The following is a 15,183-nucleotide window of genomic DNA, read 5'->3' as shown; positions in this document are numbered from 1 at the left end:
ATTCTGAAAATACGTAATTACCTATTGTAATAGGTAATTTTTTCTACTATAATGTCCACTATAGAAGAACAAATGTACATAAGAAATATACAAATGGAGGTTTTCGGCTTATGGAATCAATTTCAATCGGACTTTTAGGACTCGGAACGGTGGGAGCAGGAGTGGTGAAGATTGTAGAGAATCATCAGGATAAACTATCCCATCAAATCGGCTGCCCTGTGAAGGTGAAAAAAGCCCTTGTTCAGGATTTAGAGAAAGATAGAGGACTGGAAATGGAAAACAGCATACTGACCTTAAATCCTGAGGAAGTCCTGTTTGATCCTGAAATTGATATTGTGGTCGAGGTAATGGGAGGCATAGAAGCGACGAAGGAACATCTCCTCCATGCTCTGCACCAGAAGAAGCATGTCGTAACGGCAAACAAGGATCTTATGGCCCTTCACGGACCGGAGTTACTAAGGGTAGCATCAGAAAACGGCTGTGACCTATTCTACGAAGCAAGTGTTGCAGGGGGAATCCCAATTTTAAGAAGCTTAGTAGATGGCCTCGCCTCCGATCGCATCACGAAAATGATGGGAATCGTCAACGGAACGACGAATTTCATACTGACAAAGATGACGAAAGAGGGACGGACCTTCGATGATGTTCTCAAGGAAGCCCAGGAGTTAGGTTATGCTGAAGCGGATCCGACGGCAGATGTAGGCGGCTTGGATGCAGCGAGAAAGATGGCGATCCTTTCAACGTTAGGGTTTTCCATGAACGTAGATTTAGCCGATGTGAAGGTGAAAGGTATTACGGAAGTGACGGGTGATGACATCCAATATGCCGATCAATTCGGATATACAATGAAGCTCATCGGTTATGCTCACCGTGAAGGAGAGAAGGTTGAAGTGAGCGTGGAGCCCACACTGCTTCAAAATGAGCATCCACTCGCATCGGTTCATGATGAATATAACGCAGTATACGTATACGGGGAAGCGGTTGGTGAAACGATGTTTTACGGTCCCGGAGCAGGAAGTCTTCCAACTGCTACAGCCGTCGTATCAGATATGGTAGGAATAATGAAGAATATGAGATTGGGAGTCACGGGTAAGAGTGCGGTGAACCCCCAATTCCCTAAAAAGTTAAAAGAACGAAATGAAATTCATTCAAAATATTTCTTGCGTCTGCACGTTCAGGATGAAGTAGGCGTTTTAGCAAAACTCACTTCCATCTTCTCGAATCACGGCGTCAGCTTCGAGAAGATTCTGCAGAATCCGTTAGAAAGTGAAGAGTTTGCTGAAATTGTCCTTGTGACTCATAAAGCATCTCTTGATCATTACGTAGACATTTTGATGGAGCTGAAGGATTATGAAGCGGTTCATTCGATTGAAAGCTCATACCGTGTAGAAGGAGGAGACAAAGGATGAGATGGAAAGGGTTACTGGAGCAGTACGGGGAGCATCTTCCATTAAATGATGACACTCCTCTATTAACGTTAAATGAAGGAAATACTCCCTTGGTTGAATTAAAAACGCTGTCCCGTGAATGGGGTATCGAGTTGTATGCAAAGGTAGAGGGAGCAAACCCTACCGGCTCATTTAAAGATCGCGGAATGGTTCTCGCCGTTGCCAAAGCAGTGGAATCAGGGAGTTCGACGGTCATTTGCGCCTCTACCGGAAATACCTCTGCTTCAGCAGCAGCCTATGCAGCGAGGGCAGGAATCAAATGTATCGTGGTCATCCCCGAGGGGAAAATTGCTCAAGGGAAATTGGCTCAAGCTGTCATGTATGGTGCCGAAATCATTTCCATCGAAGGGAATTTTGATGAAGCCCTCGAAATCGTCCGTGAGTTGAGTAAAACCGAATCTGTCACTCTTGTGAATTCAGTGAATCCGTATCGTTTGGAAGGACAGAAAACAGCAGCTTTTGAAGTCATCGAAGGGTTGGGTGAGGCCCCTGATGTGCTTGCGATCCCTGTCGGTAATGCGGGAAATATTTCGGCATACTGGAAAGGATTCAAAGAATATCATGAGTTCAAAGCTTCAAATTTACCACGAATGTTTGGTTTTGAAGCGTCGGGAGCAGCAGCTCTGGTCCATGACAGGGTGTTTCCTCATCCTGAAACGATTGCCACTGCGATCCGAATCGGGAACCCGGCAAGCTGGACATTAGCAATCGACGCGTTGAAAGAATCAAACGGACATATTGACGAAGTAACCGATGACGAAATTCTTGAAGCCTATCAGCAGCTTGCAAGTAAAGAAGGAATTTTTGCCGAGCCCGCTTCATGTGCATCCATTGCAGGCTTAAAGAAATCATTGGATAAAGGGTTGATCAAAGAAGGGTCAAAAGTAGTGGCGGTGCTGACAGGTAATGGCTTAAAGGATCCGGTTACGGCCATGGAATGCAGTCCGGTTACTCCAGTGAAATTGCCAAACGATCGTGAAATGGTGAAGGACTATATTAAAGGGACCATTGGCGTATGAAAAGACGTGACCCCCGCTCCTGGAAAATCATTGTCCCTGGAAGCACAGCCAATTTAGGAGCTGGATTTGATTCTCTGGGCTTGGCGTTAAATGTATTTTTAACCGTTGAGGTACATGAAGCAGAAGATTGGCAAGTGATCCCCCTTTCTTCTGCCCTGGAGGTCTTTCCGACTGATGAGACACATTTTATAGTAGAGGTCGTGAAAGAGGTGGCAGATGACTATGGTAAGAAGCCGTCTCCTTGTCACCTCTACGTGTCGAGTGACATTCCGTTAACGAGAGGGTTAGGCTCCAGCGCAGCAGCGGTTGTGGCTGGCATTGAGCTTGCCAATGCCCTGTGTGAGCTGAATCTGACACAGGAAAAGAAACTGGCACTTGCAAATCGATTTGAAGGTCATCCAGATAACGTGGGAGCATCACTATATGGCGGGTTTGTGGTCAGCTGTCAACATGATAAGGGTGTGAGTCTTTTATCGGTTCCTAATCTTCCCGTTGATGTGGTGTGCGTGATTCCTAAAGCTGAACTGAAAACATCGGATTCCCGAAATGTACTCCCAGAGAGTCTTTCCTTTGAAGAATCCGTGGAAGCCGGAGCGATTTCAAACGTACTGGTGGCGGCATTTCTAACAGGAGATTGGGAAACTGTTGGGAAAATGATGAAGCGAGACAGGTATCATCAGCCCCACCGAAGAAAGCTGCTTCCTCACTACGATGCAGTAGAAGAGGTAGCGGGACGCTTCGGGGCATTCGGTGTCGCCTTAAGTGGTGCCGGGCCGACGATCGCCTGCTTTGTAGAACGGGAAGCAAGTGAATGGCTCTCACGTCAGCTGGAACAGTCCTTCCCAAGCATGAACGTCCGCAAATTATCCATCTCCCCATCAGGAAGCAGCATCACCATCGAACAACCAAAGGTCCGTCCCTCGTCGCTTTGAAACATGCGAGGGACGGACCTTGTTTGGTGGAGGTGAAAGCTTGGTTCGTATTGTTATTTTTCTTTTGAAATCATAAAATAATTTTCTGTTTCATTTACGATCAGGTAGTAGGATGATTGATGGGTCATGCCCATTTCTTCTCGGAGTTCTTTTGGGATGTGGACGGTTCCTTTTTCTGAGACGTAGCGCTTGTTATTAGTAGATTCTTTGACAGCTCGCTTAATATATATACAGTTGTTTTGGTAGACGAGTTCTGCAAGTTTTCCTGGAACCAGTCCAAACCGTTCTCGCCATTTGTGTGGGAGGGTAATCGTACCGCTTTTACTGAATGTTTTGCTACCATACTCCGTGCCCAACATGTTGCATCACCTGCCTTCACTATCATTGCTTCTCTTATTTCCTCTTCCATGAAAAATAAACGCAATTTTGAAAAAACAGGAAAAAGGTTGTGATGCGTTTAATGAGAGGGGGTTCAGTGAAATAAAAAGGTATGAACCCTATTTTGGAGGTGTGAATCATCAATCCAATCCAAATTCTGTTTTTGCTTGTAATCGGCTACAGTGTTTTTACCATTGATAAAAAGAAAAAGAATGTTCCTGTTCCAGTAGTTTTACTTCTGTTTGGAATAGGGCTGTCGTTCGTACCTGTTTTTTCTGACGTCAACTTAACGAAAGATATTATCTTTGAATGGTTTCTGCCATCCTTATTATTTATTTCTGCATATCAATTTTCAACTAAAGCCTTAAAAAAGCATGTTGGAATCATTTCTATCCTTAGTACAGTGGGGATTATCATTACGACCGTTTTGATGAGCCTGCTTTTTTATTACGGTTTGCATCCGTGGCTTTCCATTTCGTATGTAGAGGCTCTATTAATCGCAACGATCCTGACGCCTACGGATCCTGTTTCTGTTGTGTCTATATTAAAGGAATCTTCCAATCATCAGGACATAGCAGATGTTGTAGAAGGTGAGTCAATGATCAATGATGGCACAAGCATCGTGCTCTTTACAGTTGTGGCAGGAGTCTACTTTGGGGAAGAATCCATTTCAGTGCCTTCTTTTCTTTTGGAATTTCTATTGGTTTCCTTAGGAGGAATCGCAATTGGTGTGTCACTCGGTTGGCTGGCGAGTAAAGCCATCTACTTCACAACTGATTCCAGATACCAGATCATGCTTAGCATCATTCTTGCTTATGGAACCTTTTACATAGGGGAAGAGCTTGGTGTCTCAGGCGTACTGGCTACTGTATTCTCAGGGATCATGCTTTCGTATGAATACGGAAGAACAATTAAAGAACATCATTTTAGAAAGGATCTGGATGGTTTCTGGACCGTCATGGAACCGACCATTCTAACCTTTTTATTCCTATTAATAGGGATCCAGGCGACACAGTATTTGTCTTTCTCATTAATCGGGTGGATCTTCTTCTTATTTATTCTCTCCTTGGTGGTTCGCTATGTTATTATTATTGGTGTTGTCAAAATGAAAAAAACTTGGAGAAAAACGTACGGATGGAAGGAAGTATTCATATTAACTTGGTCCGGTATTAAAGGGACTATGTCTGTCGCCTTATTACTAAGTATAGATGGACAAGGGCCTCAACTGCTCCATTCATTGACATTTGGAGTCATTCTGCTTTCTCTCATCATACAAAGCATAGGAATTTACCCTTTGACGACTTTCTTCCTGAAAGGAAAATAAGTCTTCAAAGAATTTATGATAAATTGGTAAGAACTGAGAAACCATAGGAGAAAGACTATTTTGAATTTAGGTGAACTCTCAACGATGAAACAAGCAAAAGACATTGCCTTGAAAATTTCCGTCACCTATGTGCTATTAGGCATCCTGTGGATTGTATTATCCGACTACTTTTCCATGATCATTGCTCATGAAAAACTCAGCATGTATATTTATTTTCAGCGCTATAAAGGCTGGTTATTTACACTTGTAACAGGTATGATCATTTTTTTATTAGTGTATCGAAGAACCAATGAATTAATAATCTCAAATGAAAAGTTGAAGAAAAAAGAGAAACAGCTTCAAATCAGAAATCAGCATTATCATTCTCTATTTGAACAAAATCCGGATGCTGTCTTAGAACTTAGCCTGGATGGCAATGTGGTATCTGTGAACTCTGAAGCTGAAGGATTACTGGAATCAACTCATGAACAGTTGAAAGAAGTGAAATTCAGTAAATTTTTGGATGAAGTCGAGATGAAAAGAGTAACGGAGTACTTCTTCCAAACCTTCAAAGGCTGGGCGTCAACCTTTGAAACGACCATTCATTTAGCCAATAACAACCGGAAAATACTGCGTTGTTCACTTGTACCGATTATTGTTAATCGAAAAGTGACGGGTATATTCGCCATTGCAAGGGATATCACCCTTCATCGGGAAAATGAAGAAATGGTGATAGCATCCGAAAAGCTTTCTGTCATTGGCCAACTGGCTGCGGCTGTCGCACATGAAATCCGCAATCCCCTTACATCCCTTAAAGGGTTCATCCAGCTTATGCAAATCAGTAATCGAATCAACCATGATCATTTGGATATCATGCTCTCTGAAGTCGATCGGATTGACTTGATCTCAGGGGAGATGCTGATACTGGGTAAACAGCAGGAGTTCGATCTGCGTCGTGAAAAACTGGATGATATTCTGAAACAAGTACTGGTGCTGATGGAAGCACAGGCTCATCTAGATAATGTATCTATTCAATATAAAAACCTGGCGGAAAAGCCCCTGTACGTATTGGGTGAAGGAAATCAACTCAAACAGGTGTTCATTAACATTATTAAAAATGCAGTTGAATCCATACCTGATAACAAGGATGGAAATGTTTCGATTACATTGGTCACCCGAGGCGATGATGCCCATGTTGTAGTGGCGGATAACGGAGTAGGCATGGAACCGGAAAGAATCGGCCATCTTGGAGAACCATTCTATTCAACGAAAGAAAAAGGAACGGGTCTGGGACTGGCCGTCTGTCAAAAGATCATTGAACGACATAAAGGACATATACACTTTCAAAGTGAAAAAGAAAAAGGAACCGCAGTGGAAATCAGCTTGCCAATCGTGGACGAAGAGATTCCTGCTGCCTCTGCCGATTAAGAAAGGACACATAGCATGAACTCAATTTCAACCATTATCAATACCCCATCAATCCAAAAAAACTGGGAAGAATCAGGATTCACTTCTTTAACTCCTGTACAGGAGCGTGTGGTACCTCTCATTATGGAAGGGAAAGATGTTGTTTGTGAATCACCGACCGGAACAGGGAAAACGTTGGCGTATCTACTTCCAATCATCCAAGCCATTGATCCATCAAGAAAACAGGCTCAAGCTGTGATACTTGCTCCATCAAGAGAGCTTGTCATGCAAATCCACCAGGAAATCCAGAAATGGGCGAAGGGAACCGACGTCACGAGTGCTGCCTTCATTGGAGGAGCAAACATTAAAAAGCAAGTAGAGAAGCTGAAGAAAAAGCCACATATTGTAGTGGGAACAACAGGTCGCTTGATCGAATTGATGAAAATGAAAAAGCTGAAGATGCATGAAGTGAAAACCATCGTCGTCGATGAGTTCGACTTAATGATTTCTTCAGAACACATCCGTGAGGTAAAGGATATTATTAAAGCTACTTTAAAAGAGCGTCAGGTTCTATTCTTCTCGGCCACTTTATCAGACGAAACCGAGAACGTAGCGGAATCACTATTGCAAAACCATGAAATCGTCAAAATGGAAGCGAACCTTGATAACCCGAAAGTGGATCATGTGTATGTGTACAGCGAGCTGAGAGATAAAATGGAAGCTCTAAGAAGCATCTCATACTTCAAAGGAATCAAGGCCCTTGTATTTTTCAATCAACTGGAAAAACTCTCTGAAATAGAAGAAAAACTGAAATATAAGGGAGTCGAACTGGAAGTATTGGCAGGGGAATCAAACAAGATGGAGCGTAAGCAATCACTGGACCGCTTCCGATCAGGGAAAGTGTCCATGCTTCTGACAACAGACGTTGCAGCACGTGGACTTGATATCACAGACGTCACACACGTTGTCCATTACGACTTCCCAAGCGATACGAAACAATACATTCACCGCTCAGGAAGAACCGGGCGCATGGGAGCGGAAGGGACCGTCATCTGCCTCGTATCCAAACGCGAACTGAGCTTCCTCGAGAAACTGAGCAAAGAACTCAACCTCCCATTCCAAGAAAAAACCATTCGAGGCGGGGGACTACAAGCACCAGAACAAAAATAAGATGAATAGTGAGAGGTCCGTCCCCAGTTTTTGAGGGACGGACCTCTGTTTTTTGGCTCTGGAATTGGTGATGTCTACCCATCCCAAATTTTAACCTTATCTTTCATACTCGACATTTCCATCCATGATGGTCATCCAAACACCAGTCTCCAGCATTTCCTCTGATTCTACTTCAAATAAATTCCGGTCTAAGACGACTAAATCCGCTTTCTTTCCAACTTCGATGGTTCCTAAGTCGTGTTCTCTAAAGTTACCGTAAGCAGGGGATTTCGTGTAATGCATCAGAGCATGTGCCATTGAGATTTTTTCGTAAGGGTTCCATCCTCCATGTGGTGTGCCGTCTTCATGTTTACGTGTAATCGCCCGGTAAAGACCAAGCATGGGGTTCAAGTCTACAATCGGAAAGTCCGTTCCGAAGGCGATACTGGCCTTATGATTCTGCAAGGATCCAATTGGCCAGGTGAAGCGAGCCCTCCCAGGACCCAGCCTGTCTAAATAGGCATGGGTATCCATGGACCCTGATGTCAGGTGTTCAGGCTGAATGGATGCAATGACGCCTAACTCCTCAAACCGATCGAAGTCACTTGGATCGCAAACTTCAATATGCTCGATTGTATGGCGGGAATCCCGCATGCCATTTACACTTCGGGCCTGCTCATACAAATCCAGGCCCAACCGGACCGCTGCGTCTCCACATGCGTGTAGGCGGATCCTGAAACCTTCCCGGTCAGCAGCATCAATCCATTCTTGGTACACAAGAGGATCATAGATGGTGCCGCCTGCTTCAGAAGGACGGTCATAGTACGGCTGAAGTAAAAAGCCGGTATAGGTGAGGGGGACACCATCCAGGAACTGCTTCAAGCCGGAAAATTGAAGCTTATCGGATTGATACTTTTCCCGGAATTGAATACCACGCTCAAGGTTTCCGTCCAAAACATCCAAAAAATGAATTCTCGTCGTCAGTGTTCCTTTTTCCTCAAAGGTCCTATAAAAAGCTGGATCCCCTAAAGTATATCCGGGAAGAGGAAGCATGTCAGAAACAGAGGTTATGCCGTAGGATGAAGTCTTTTCCAACATCCCGTTCATCAGCCTGGTTTTCACTTTTTCATCAAACGAAAAAGCTTCAATGACATACTGAACAGCCGTCTCATACAAAAAGCCGGTCGGCTCCCCATGATCGTCTTTTTCAATCTTTCCAAAAGGAGGCTCGGGTGTATCACGGTGAATTCCTAATTTCTGAAGAGCAGCTGTATTCAGCCAAGCACTATGAGCTTCTTCATTCAGAAGCACAACGGGACGGTGGGGAATGTACTGATCCAGAGAGTGACGGGAGGGAATAGCCTGACCTGGCCAGCGCACATGATGCCAGCCGAATCCAAGGACCCATTCATCGTTCGGGTGTTCCTTTGCAAACTGCGCAACCATTTTCGCTGTAGCTTCTTCTGAATAGCCGAATGTCAGCTGACAGAACCCCTCGAACATTGCCCCTAAAAACAAATGAAGATGAAAGTCATGAAATCCTGCCGTCACCAGGCGGTTTCCAACATCCCATGTTTCTGTCGACGGTCCTGTAAAGCTTTCCATCTCTGAGCGGGGACCAACTCCAATAATACTGTCATCCCGAACAGCCACGAACCCATCAAAGGGGGACAAAGCATTTCCGGTAAATATAGCTTTACTTACAATGATTTTATGAGCTTTATGATCCAACATCGCTTCTCCAATCCTTTTCAGCTTATTAAAGGGCTCTTTTCGCAAAGTTTGTTGCTATCTTAAGGAAGAAAGTAGTAGTTGATTTCCGCTACAGGATGCTCGCTTTCCGCGGGGCTGGCGGTGAGCCTCCTCGGCACGCCTCCGGGGTCTCACCTGTCTAGCTCCGTCGGCTAGCTCCTCAAGGTCATAGGATAAATGGTCCAAGAAGGCGAAGAGCACCTTCCCGGCCCATTTATCTTATGCTTGTCGGGGCTGATCAAGCCGCCTGCGCTTTTCGTACTGTCCAGCTATTCCCGCAGGAGCATCCTGCAGCGAGAATCAACTTTCTAAGCATGTTTTTCATAAGAATAACTTAGCAAACCACCTCTTTTAAGGTGAGTAGAAGTAATATCCTATTGAAGAGTTCTGTCTTCTTAGTAGGCTGTAATTAAGACCTTATAGCTCTGTCACGAAAAAACTTTTAAAGATGGTGAGGGGAACTGCGTAGACTCCTGCGGAAGTACGGGCGTGCCGAGACCCCGTTCGGCTAAGCTGATGAGGCTCGGCCGAACGCTAGCTGCAAGCGAAGTAGTTCCTCTCACCATCCAGTCCATACTGATTGACAGAGCCCAAGCAGAACTTTTGTTAAAAAACAATCTTTGCGAAAAGAGCCTATTAGATCGATTGTAACCAGAATAAGGAAAGAATACAAACCAACGCTTCTGATCACGAGTATAAGATTTTATGAGAAATTCAATTTTCAAGAAGGCATTAAAAAATACAATGTTGAATAATAAAAGAGAACAAGAAGAAAAGGAGAATGATTATGCTGACAAGAACCTTTCCGGTGCTTGAAACAGAAAGATTCCTCTTAAGAAAGATGGAAGAAGAAGATGCTCCCCAAGTATTTGACTATTTTTCAAAAGATGAAGTCACTCGTTATTATGATTTAGATTCGTTTCAAGAAGAAATACAAGCCATTGAAATCATCAACAGATGGAACGGGAGATTTCAGAAAAATGAAGGGATCAGATGGGGGATTGCTTTAAAAGAAACAGACGAAATCATTGGAAGCTGCGGTTTTCATCAGTGGGAAAAAGAACACTTTAAAGCCGAGGTGGGATTTGAGGTTCATCCAACCTATTGGAGACAAGGGGTCATGTCCGAGGTATTAAGACCGATCCTGCAGTACGGATTTGAAGAAATGTCCCTTAATAGAATTGAAGCTTTTTATGATCCGGAGAACACGGCTTCAAAGAAATGTCTTGAAAAAGCAGGGTTTATGTTCGAAGGAATATTGAGAAAAGCGGCATTTGAAAAAGGAATCTTTTGTGATGCAGCTGTTTGTTCCCTGTTGAAAGAAGAGTTTTAAACAAAATTTAAGACGCTGCTTATGTCTATATCACATAAACAGCGCCTTAACTTAAGTAAACCTTATTCAATTAACTTTACTATCCTTTCTTACTAATACACATACTTAACATTCTTTTGAATTAATGGTATTGCATGTATTATTTAGTTTATTTTCTCTTGCAGCTGATTTTCCCACACACCCACATGTTACGAAGATAGTTTTCACGGGCTATCTTCTTGCGTACCATGATGCTAGCATGCTTCGCTTACACTCTTCATTGGAATCATCTCCTGAAATAAGATTGCGCATTCCCGCATATCCACACATCTTGAAATCAGTTTTCACGGGCCGATCTCAAAAGCGAGATGTGATGCTGACATGCTTTGCTAGCTTACTTCATTGGAATCACGCCTTCCTTTAAAGTTTGTGTTTGTAAATCTTTTATTAATTATATATTAACAAACTCTAAAATTAATGCAAATGTTCAGAATAATCAATATAATGGGATCTGGGCTGTTTTTAACGATGAAATAGTCGGTTATCTTACTTTATCTCAATCTTTCTTGTTTTTTGAAAATCATTTTTATTAGTCCTAAAAAGTAAATTCAACAAAACCTTGAACGTTCCTTTCCGCTGCAGGTGCTCGCTTTCCGCGGGGCGTGAGTTGAGCCTCCTCGGGCTTTGCCCTGTGGGGTCTCAACTTTCCCGCTTTTCCCGCAGGAGTCGAGCACCTTCCGCTCCAATCCACTTTGTGCTTCTTCATTATTTGTCACTTAAAAGAATAAGGAGTAGAAAGACCAAACACTAAAAATCATTTAACAAAGTATTGAACGTCACTTTAAAAGCAGGCATTCTACAGAGGAACAGCACGTAGTTCCTCCCTCATTAAAAATATATTCATGAATTGTGAGAAAAAACTGTCGTTATTCCAATCTTCTATTAAGATAGTACTTTTCCAAGTCCATTTCCCGGTTCACAAGCAGTTCCATTTCTTCTAGATGATGTGTTTCCACGACAGGATCAAGGTGGGACCAGTGAACTTTATTTACGAAGTAATAGTTTCTGATCTTCCTTAGGTTGACTTGAGAGTGGGGGAAAAGGTCAAATTCTGCTTTTATACTGTTGAAGCGGGTAAAGCCCCATTTGGTTAGATTCATCATTTATCACCTAATGTTCTATTACCTTTTCTTTCAATATGTTAATCCCCGGGGAGCATATCTGATTTAAACAAACGTTTGATTAGTCTTTCAAAACATTTATTCTATTAGGGTTCAAGGGATTAAACAATCGTTTAATAGTATGGACATATCCAGTATTCTATCCCTATCATCCTGAGATTGTCATTGCTATTTTTGAAGGGCTCTTGTTATGATGAGAAGGTTATGAATCGTAAAGAAAAGCTAGGAGAATGAGCTTTGAATAAAGTATTAATAAACTATTCCATTTATCCATATGAAGCGGAAAAGAAGGAAATCCCGGTAGCACCACTCCATAAGGGAGACACGACGAAACAGCTGATATCCTCCCATGAAGAGGATGCTTTTTTCTTTCGGACGATGGAGGAAGCAGGCATTCATTTGAATGCTTCTCAGATAGAGGCCGTGCGTCATGTGATGGGCCCGTGCTTAACCCTGGCTGGTGCAGGGACTGGAAAGACAACAGTCCTCGTTTGCCGGGCAGGTTACTTGATGACTGTGAAAAATATTGAGCCGAGAAATATTTTACTCGTGACATTTACAAAGAAAGCGGCGGAAGAAATGAAGCAGAGGATTTCAAGTCTGCCGGGGACGGAAGCTGGAGGACAGGTTCATGCCAGCACGTTTCATGCCCTGTTTCTTTATCTACTTAGATCCCGTCACTACACACAAGAGGTGATCGGGAACGAACGCTATAAACAAATTATCTTGAAGCAAATTCAGAGAGAAATGAAGATATATGATCCTTATGATGCAGAGACGCTCCTCGCAAAACTCTCTCATTTTAAGTTGAATCAAAAAGATATCAGGGATCTTTCACAGAAATCCAAGTCGGAAAAAGAAGTGCGTGACATTCTCTTAAAATATGAAGAGTGGAAGCGGCTGAATCATAAAATGGATTTCGATGATATATTGACAGAGGCATATCAATTATTACTTTCGAATCCTAACCTTTTGACCTCTCTTCAGCACCGTTTCCAGTACGTGATGGTCGATGAATTCCAGGATACGAATCTCGTACAATATGAGCTTATGAAGTTGATTGCGGCTCATCGGAATTTGTTCGTAGTAGGAGATGATGACCAAACGATCTACACCTTTAATGGTGCCAGAAACGAATTTATTTTGGATTTTGATGAAGAGTTCCCGGATGCAAAGGTTGTAACTTTGAAAGAGAACTACCGATCGGATGCCTATATCATCGGGTTGGGCAATAAAGTGATAGGACAGAATGAACACCGTCGTGTTAAGGAGCTTATCGCCACTAAGGTGGAAGGACAAAAGCCTCTTTATTCAAGACCGGCTACTGCAGATGAAGAGGCCGTCTGGATCACAGAAGAAATCCATCGGTTAATAGGAGAAGGATATACATATGGGGATATGACGATTCTTCACCGCACCATGAGCAGCGGGCGGGCAGTCTTTGAGCAACTGCTATTAAAGGAGATTCCTTTCACGCCTTATAATCAAAAGGATTCCCTCTTCTATGAAAACTGGACGGTGAAACCGGTGGTGGATTACTTGCGGTTATCGATTGTTCCCAGGAACTTCTCAGCCATGGAATCCCTGCTGCCGACTCTATTTATAAGAAGGGACCGGGGGATGGCTCACATTCTGGAGGAAGATCGTATAGAGAGAAAGAAATTTCCTCTCATCCATTTAACGACATTATCAGGATTGAAGCCGTTTCAGGTAAAGAATATAAAAGAACGGATGAAATTTCTAAAGTCGATCGGAGACCAGTCACCGGAAGCTGCGATCAAACGGATCAGGAAAGAGTTCTATCATCAATACATTGATGCCCAGGAATCACATGTGGTAACAGAACAGAAGGAACTCATTAAAGAAATGCTGGACGAACTTGAAGGATCGGCGAAGCGCTTTGATACGATTTCGAGTTTTATTACCTTTATTGATGAGATGAAAGCAAAGTATGAGGAAATCTATTCAAATCAGAGTCAAAAAAAGAACACAAACAGCGTATCGTTAATGACGATTCACCGTTCTAAGGGCTTGGAGTTCCCCGTCGTGTTTTTGATCGGTGCAATTGAAGGAAACCTTCCTCATAGCTCAGCGCTGAATGCCAATAAGCTTGAAGATAAGGTATACAAAGATCCGAATCAAAAAGAAAAGGCTTTGAGTGCAATAGAAGAAGAAAGACGGCTTGCGTATGTAGCCATCACGAGGGCAAAAGAGAAATTGTTTATTTCTTCTCCTGCCTATTATCAAGGTGAACAGCGAAAATGCTCCCGTTTTATTGCAGACTTATTTACGAATACTCCCCACACGGATCAGCCGAAGACAAATAAAAAGGCGAGGAGTGGGAAGGTGAGTAAGATCTTGGCCTGGGTTTGCACAAATACCAAGTGCATTGCCTGGCAGCGACCGGAAACCCATGAAGATACGGAATCCAAGGTTTGTCCCCTTTGCTCAAGTCCAATGAAGCTTGGCGAAAAGGAAATCACTGAATAAAAAGAGCCCGGGCGTCCTGGAAGACAGGACGTGCGGGCTTTTTGCTTTGCTGACCGTAAAGATACAACCGTTATAAGGATTTATCGACCTTTATAGAAAGATATCAACCTTTATTAAAATTTATCAACTGTTCTTTCAATTTATCAACCGTATTTTCAAGATATCGACCGTTCTACAAAAAATGACAAATTTCGCTAGCGGTCATTGAAGGACCAAATCATCATTGCGAAAAATGATCATGATCATGAGAGTCAATCTTTTTCGAATCATTTGAATCCAAAGCTTGTCTTAAGAAATAAATAAGAATACCCAAAACCATTCCAAGCATCACGACTAAACCCAAAGTGATGGTAATTCCCATTGTACCGCCTCCTTTTTTTAACATAGCTATGGTCCATTTTTTATCATTTTAAACATCTATATTGTTAGTCTATGAAAAGAAGAAGTGAATATATGCGATTTAAAACAATTTATAGACGGGGTCAAATTCAGTAAAAAGGAACTATTTTCTAAATATGCTCAGAATTATAGAACATACGTTCGTTTTTGTGTTAAAATATGTGTACGGTGTACATAGCTGGGTGGGCAAGAGGCAGCTCCCTTAAGATGGGAGGTGATGAGCAGGAATGATCGAAACGGCAGACGTACTACAACTGATGATTGCCTTTGGTACATTAACAGTAGCAATAATCGCAGTCACGCAACAAAAAAAGAAGTAACCCACCCACTATGACAACTGCAAGGGAAAGGTTACTTCTATCTTATTAAAGGATAAATTGCTCACGGCAATGTATACTGTCAGAGTTCTGGTG

The 15,183-nt window shown here is 42.7% G+C and carries 13 protein-coding genes; 9 read left to right on the top strand and 4 right to left on the bottom strand.

Annotated elements, in window-relative coordinates:
• Positions 1-110: 110 nt before the first annotated feature.
• From F0342_RS02435 to thrB, 3 genes are read left to right on the top strand one after another with little or no spacing between them, the layout of a single operon-like run.
• Positions 111-1,409 (top strand): homoserine dehydrogenase, encoded by a 1,299-nt coding sequence (locus tag F0342_RS02435; RefSeq protein WP_149154452.1) that lies wholly within the window; start codon positions 111-113, stop codon positions 1,407-1,409.
• Complete coding sequence (gene thrC, locus F0342_RS02430) at positions 1,406-2,467, top strand: threonine synthase (RefSeq protein WP_149154451.1); 1,062 nt, start codon at positions 1,406-1,408, stop codon at positions 2,465-2,467. The genes F0342_RS02435 and thrC overlap by 4 nt, the downstream gene beginning before the upstream one ends.
• Positions 2,464-3,399: a homoserine kinase gene (gene thrB / locus F0342_RS02425; protein ID WP_149154450.1), complete on the top strand. Its 936-nt coding sequence runs from the start codon at positions 2,464-2,466 to the stop codon at positions 3,397-3,399. Before thrC ends, thrB begins: the two co-directional genes overlap by 4 nt.
• Before the next feature lie 53 nt (positions 3,400-3,452).
• Here the strand turns inward: thrB and F0342_RS02420 are convergent, their stop codons facing one another.
• A complete protein-coding gene (locus F0342_RS02420; protein ID WP_262481605.1) occupies positions 3,453-3,758 on the bottom strand; it encodes an AbrB/MazE/SpoVT family DNA-binding domain-containing protein in 306 nt (101 codons plus the stop codon).
• 182 nt (positions 3,759-3,940) lie between these two features.
• Between F0342_RS02420 and F0342_RS02415 the strand changes: the two genes are divergently transcribed.
• Genes F0342_RS02415 through F0342_RS02405 form a run of 3 tightly spaced genes read left to right on the top strand, consistent with a single transcriptional unit; the run spans position 3,941 to position 7,657 of the window.
• Positions 3,941-5,101, top strand: a complete 1,161-nt coding sequence (locus F0342_RS02415; RefSeq protein ID WP_262481604.1) for a cation:proton antiporter — start codon at positions 3,941-3,943, stop codon at positions 5,099-5,101.
• Between the two features lie 60 nt (positions 5,102-5,161).
• Positions 5,162-6,508 (top strand): ATP-binding protein, encoded by a 1,347-nt coding sequence (locus F0342_RS02410; protein WP_262481603.1) that lies wholly within the window; start codon positions 5,162-5,164, stop codon positions 6,506-6,508.
• 15 nt (positions 6,509-6,523) lie between these two features.
• Entirely contained in the window at positions 6,524-7,657 is a 1,134-nt protein-coding gene (locus F0342_RS02405; RefSeq protein ID WP_149154448.1) for a DEAD/DEAH box helicase, read from the top strand.
• A gap of 96 nt (positions 7,658-7,753) precedes the next feature.
• Here F0342_RS02405 and F0342_RS02400 read toward each other — a convergent pair whose 3' ends face one another.
• The gene (locus tag F0342_RS02400) at positions 7,754-9,370 is read right to left on the bottom strand and encodes an amidohydrolase (RefSeq protein WP_188048370.1); all 1,617 of its coding nucleotides are present in this window, start codon (positions 9,368-9,370) and stop codon (positions 7,754-7,756) included.
• Positions 9,371-10,175: 805 nt separating this feature from the next.
• Here F0342_RS02400 and F0342_RS02395 point away from each other — a divergent pair.
• On the top strand, positions 10,176-10,721 hold the full coding sequence (locus F0342_RS02395; protein ID WP_149154446.1) for a GNAT family N-acetyltransferase: 546 nt from the start codon (positions 10,176-10,178) through the stop codon (positions 10,719-10,721).
• 905 nt (positions 10,722-11,626) lie between these two features.
• Here the strand turns inward: F0342_RS02395 and F0342_RS02390 are convergent.
• Positions 11,627-11,860 (bottom strand): hypothetical protein, encoded by a 234-nt coding sequence (locus F0342_RS02390; RefSeq protein WP_149154445.1) that lies wholly within the window; start codon positions 11,858-11,860, stop codon positions 11,627-11,629.
• Positions 11,861-12,118: 258 nt separating this feature from the next.
• Here F0342_RS02390 and F0342_RS02385 point away from each other — a divergent pair, with 258 nt between their 5' ends.
• Entirely contained in the window at positions 12,119-14,371 is a 2,253-nt protein-coding gene (locus F0342_RS02385; protein WP_149154444.1) for a UvrD-helicase domain-containing protein, read from the top strand.
• Positions 14,372-14,591: 220 nt separating this feature from the next.
• Here the strand turns inward: F0342_RS02385 and F0342_RS24640 are convergent, their stop codons facing one another.
• Positions 14,592-14,732, bottom strand: a complete 141-nt coding sequence (locus F0342_RS24640) for a hypothetical protein (RefSeq protein ID WP_172655744.1) — start codon at positions 14,730-14,732, stop codon at positions 14,592-14,594.
• A 265-nt stretch (positions 14,733-14,997) separates the two neighbouring features.
• Here F0342_RS24640 and F0342_RS25130 point away from each other — a divergent pair, with 265 nt between their 5' ends.
• Complete coding sequence (locus F0342_RS25130) at positions 14,998-15,090, top strand: putative holin-like toxin (RefSeq protein WP_220154057.1); 93 nt, start codon at positions 14,998-15,000, stop codon at positions 15,088-15,090.
• The last annotated feature ends 93 nt before the right edge of the window (positions 15,091-15,183 follow it).

Source organism: Bacillus sp. CH30_1T, assembly GCF_008364765.1.
GTDB lineage: Bacteria > Bacillota > Bacilli > Bacillales > Bacillaceae_B > Rossellomorea.
The sequence above is the reverse complement of the archived record's forward strand: the minus strand, read 5'-3'. Positions and strand labels throughout refer to the sequence as shown.

Bases quoted from the DNA above. Each gene is read 5' to 3' on its own strand.
- thrC (WP_149154451.1), top strand. From the start codon at position 1,406: ATGAGATGGAAAGGGTTACTGGAGCAGTACGGGGAGCATCTTCCATTA.
- F0342_RS02405 (WP_149154448.1), top strand. From the start codon at position 6,524: ATGAACTCAATTTCAACCATTATCAATACCCCATCAATCCAAAAAAAC.
- F0342_RS02435 (WP_149154452.1), top strand. From the start codon at position 111: ATGGAATCAATTTCAATCGGACTTTTAGGACTCGGAACGGTGGGAGCA.
- F0342_RS02395 (WP_149154446.1), top strand. From the start codon at position 10,176: ATGCTGACAAGAACCTTTCCGGTGCTTGAAACAGAAAGATTCCTCTTA.
- F0342_RS02420 (WP_262481605.1), bottom strand. From the start codon at position 3,758: ATGTTGGGCACGGAGTATGGTAGCAAAACATTCAGTAAAAGCGGTACG.
- F0342_RS24640 (WP_172655744.1), bottom strand. From the start codon at position 14,732: ATGGGAATTACCATCACTTTGGGTTTAGTCGTGATGCTTGGAATGGTT.
- F0342_RS02400 (WP_188048370.1), bottom strand. From the start codon at position 9,370: ATGTTGGATCATAAAGCTCATAAAATCATTGTAAGTAAAGCTATATTT.
- F0342_RS25130 (WP_220154057.1), top strand. From the start codon at position 14,998: ATGATCGAAACGGCAGACGTACTACAACTGATGATTGCCTTTGGTACA.
- F0342_RS02390 (WP_149154445.1), bottom strand. From the start codon at position 11,860: ATGAATCTAACCAAATGGGGCTTTACCCGCTTCAACAGTATAAAAGCA.
- thrB (WP_149154450.1), top strand. From the start codon at position 2,464: ATGAAAAGACGTGACCCCCGCTCCTGGAAAATCATTGTCCCTGGAAGC.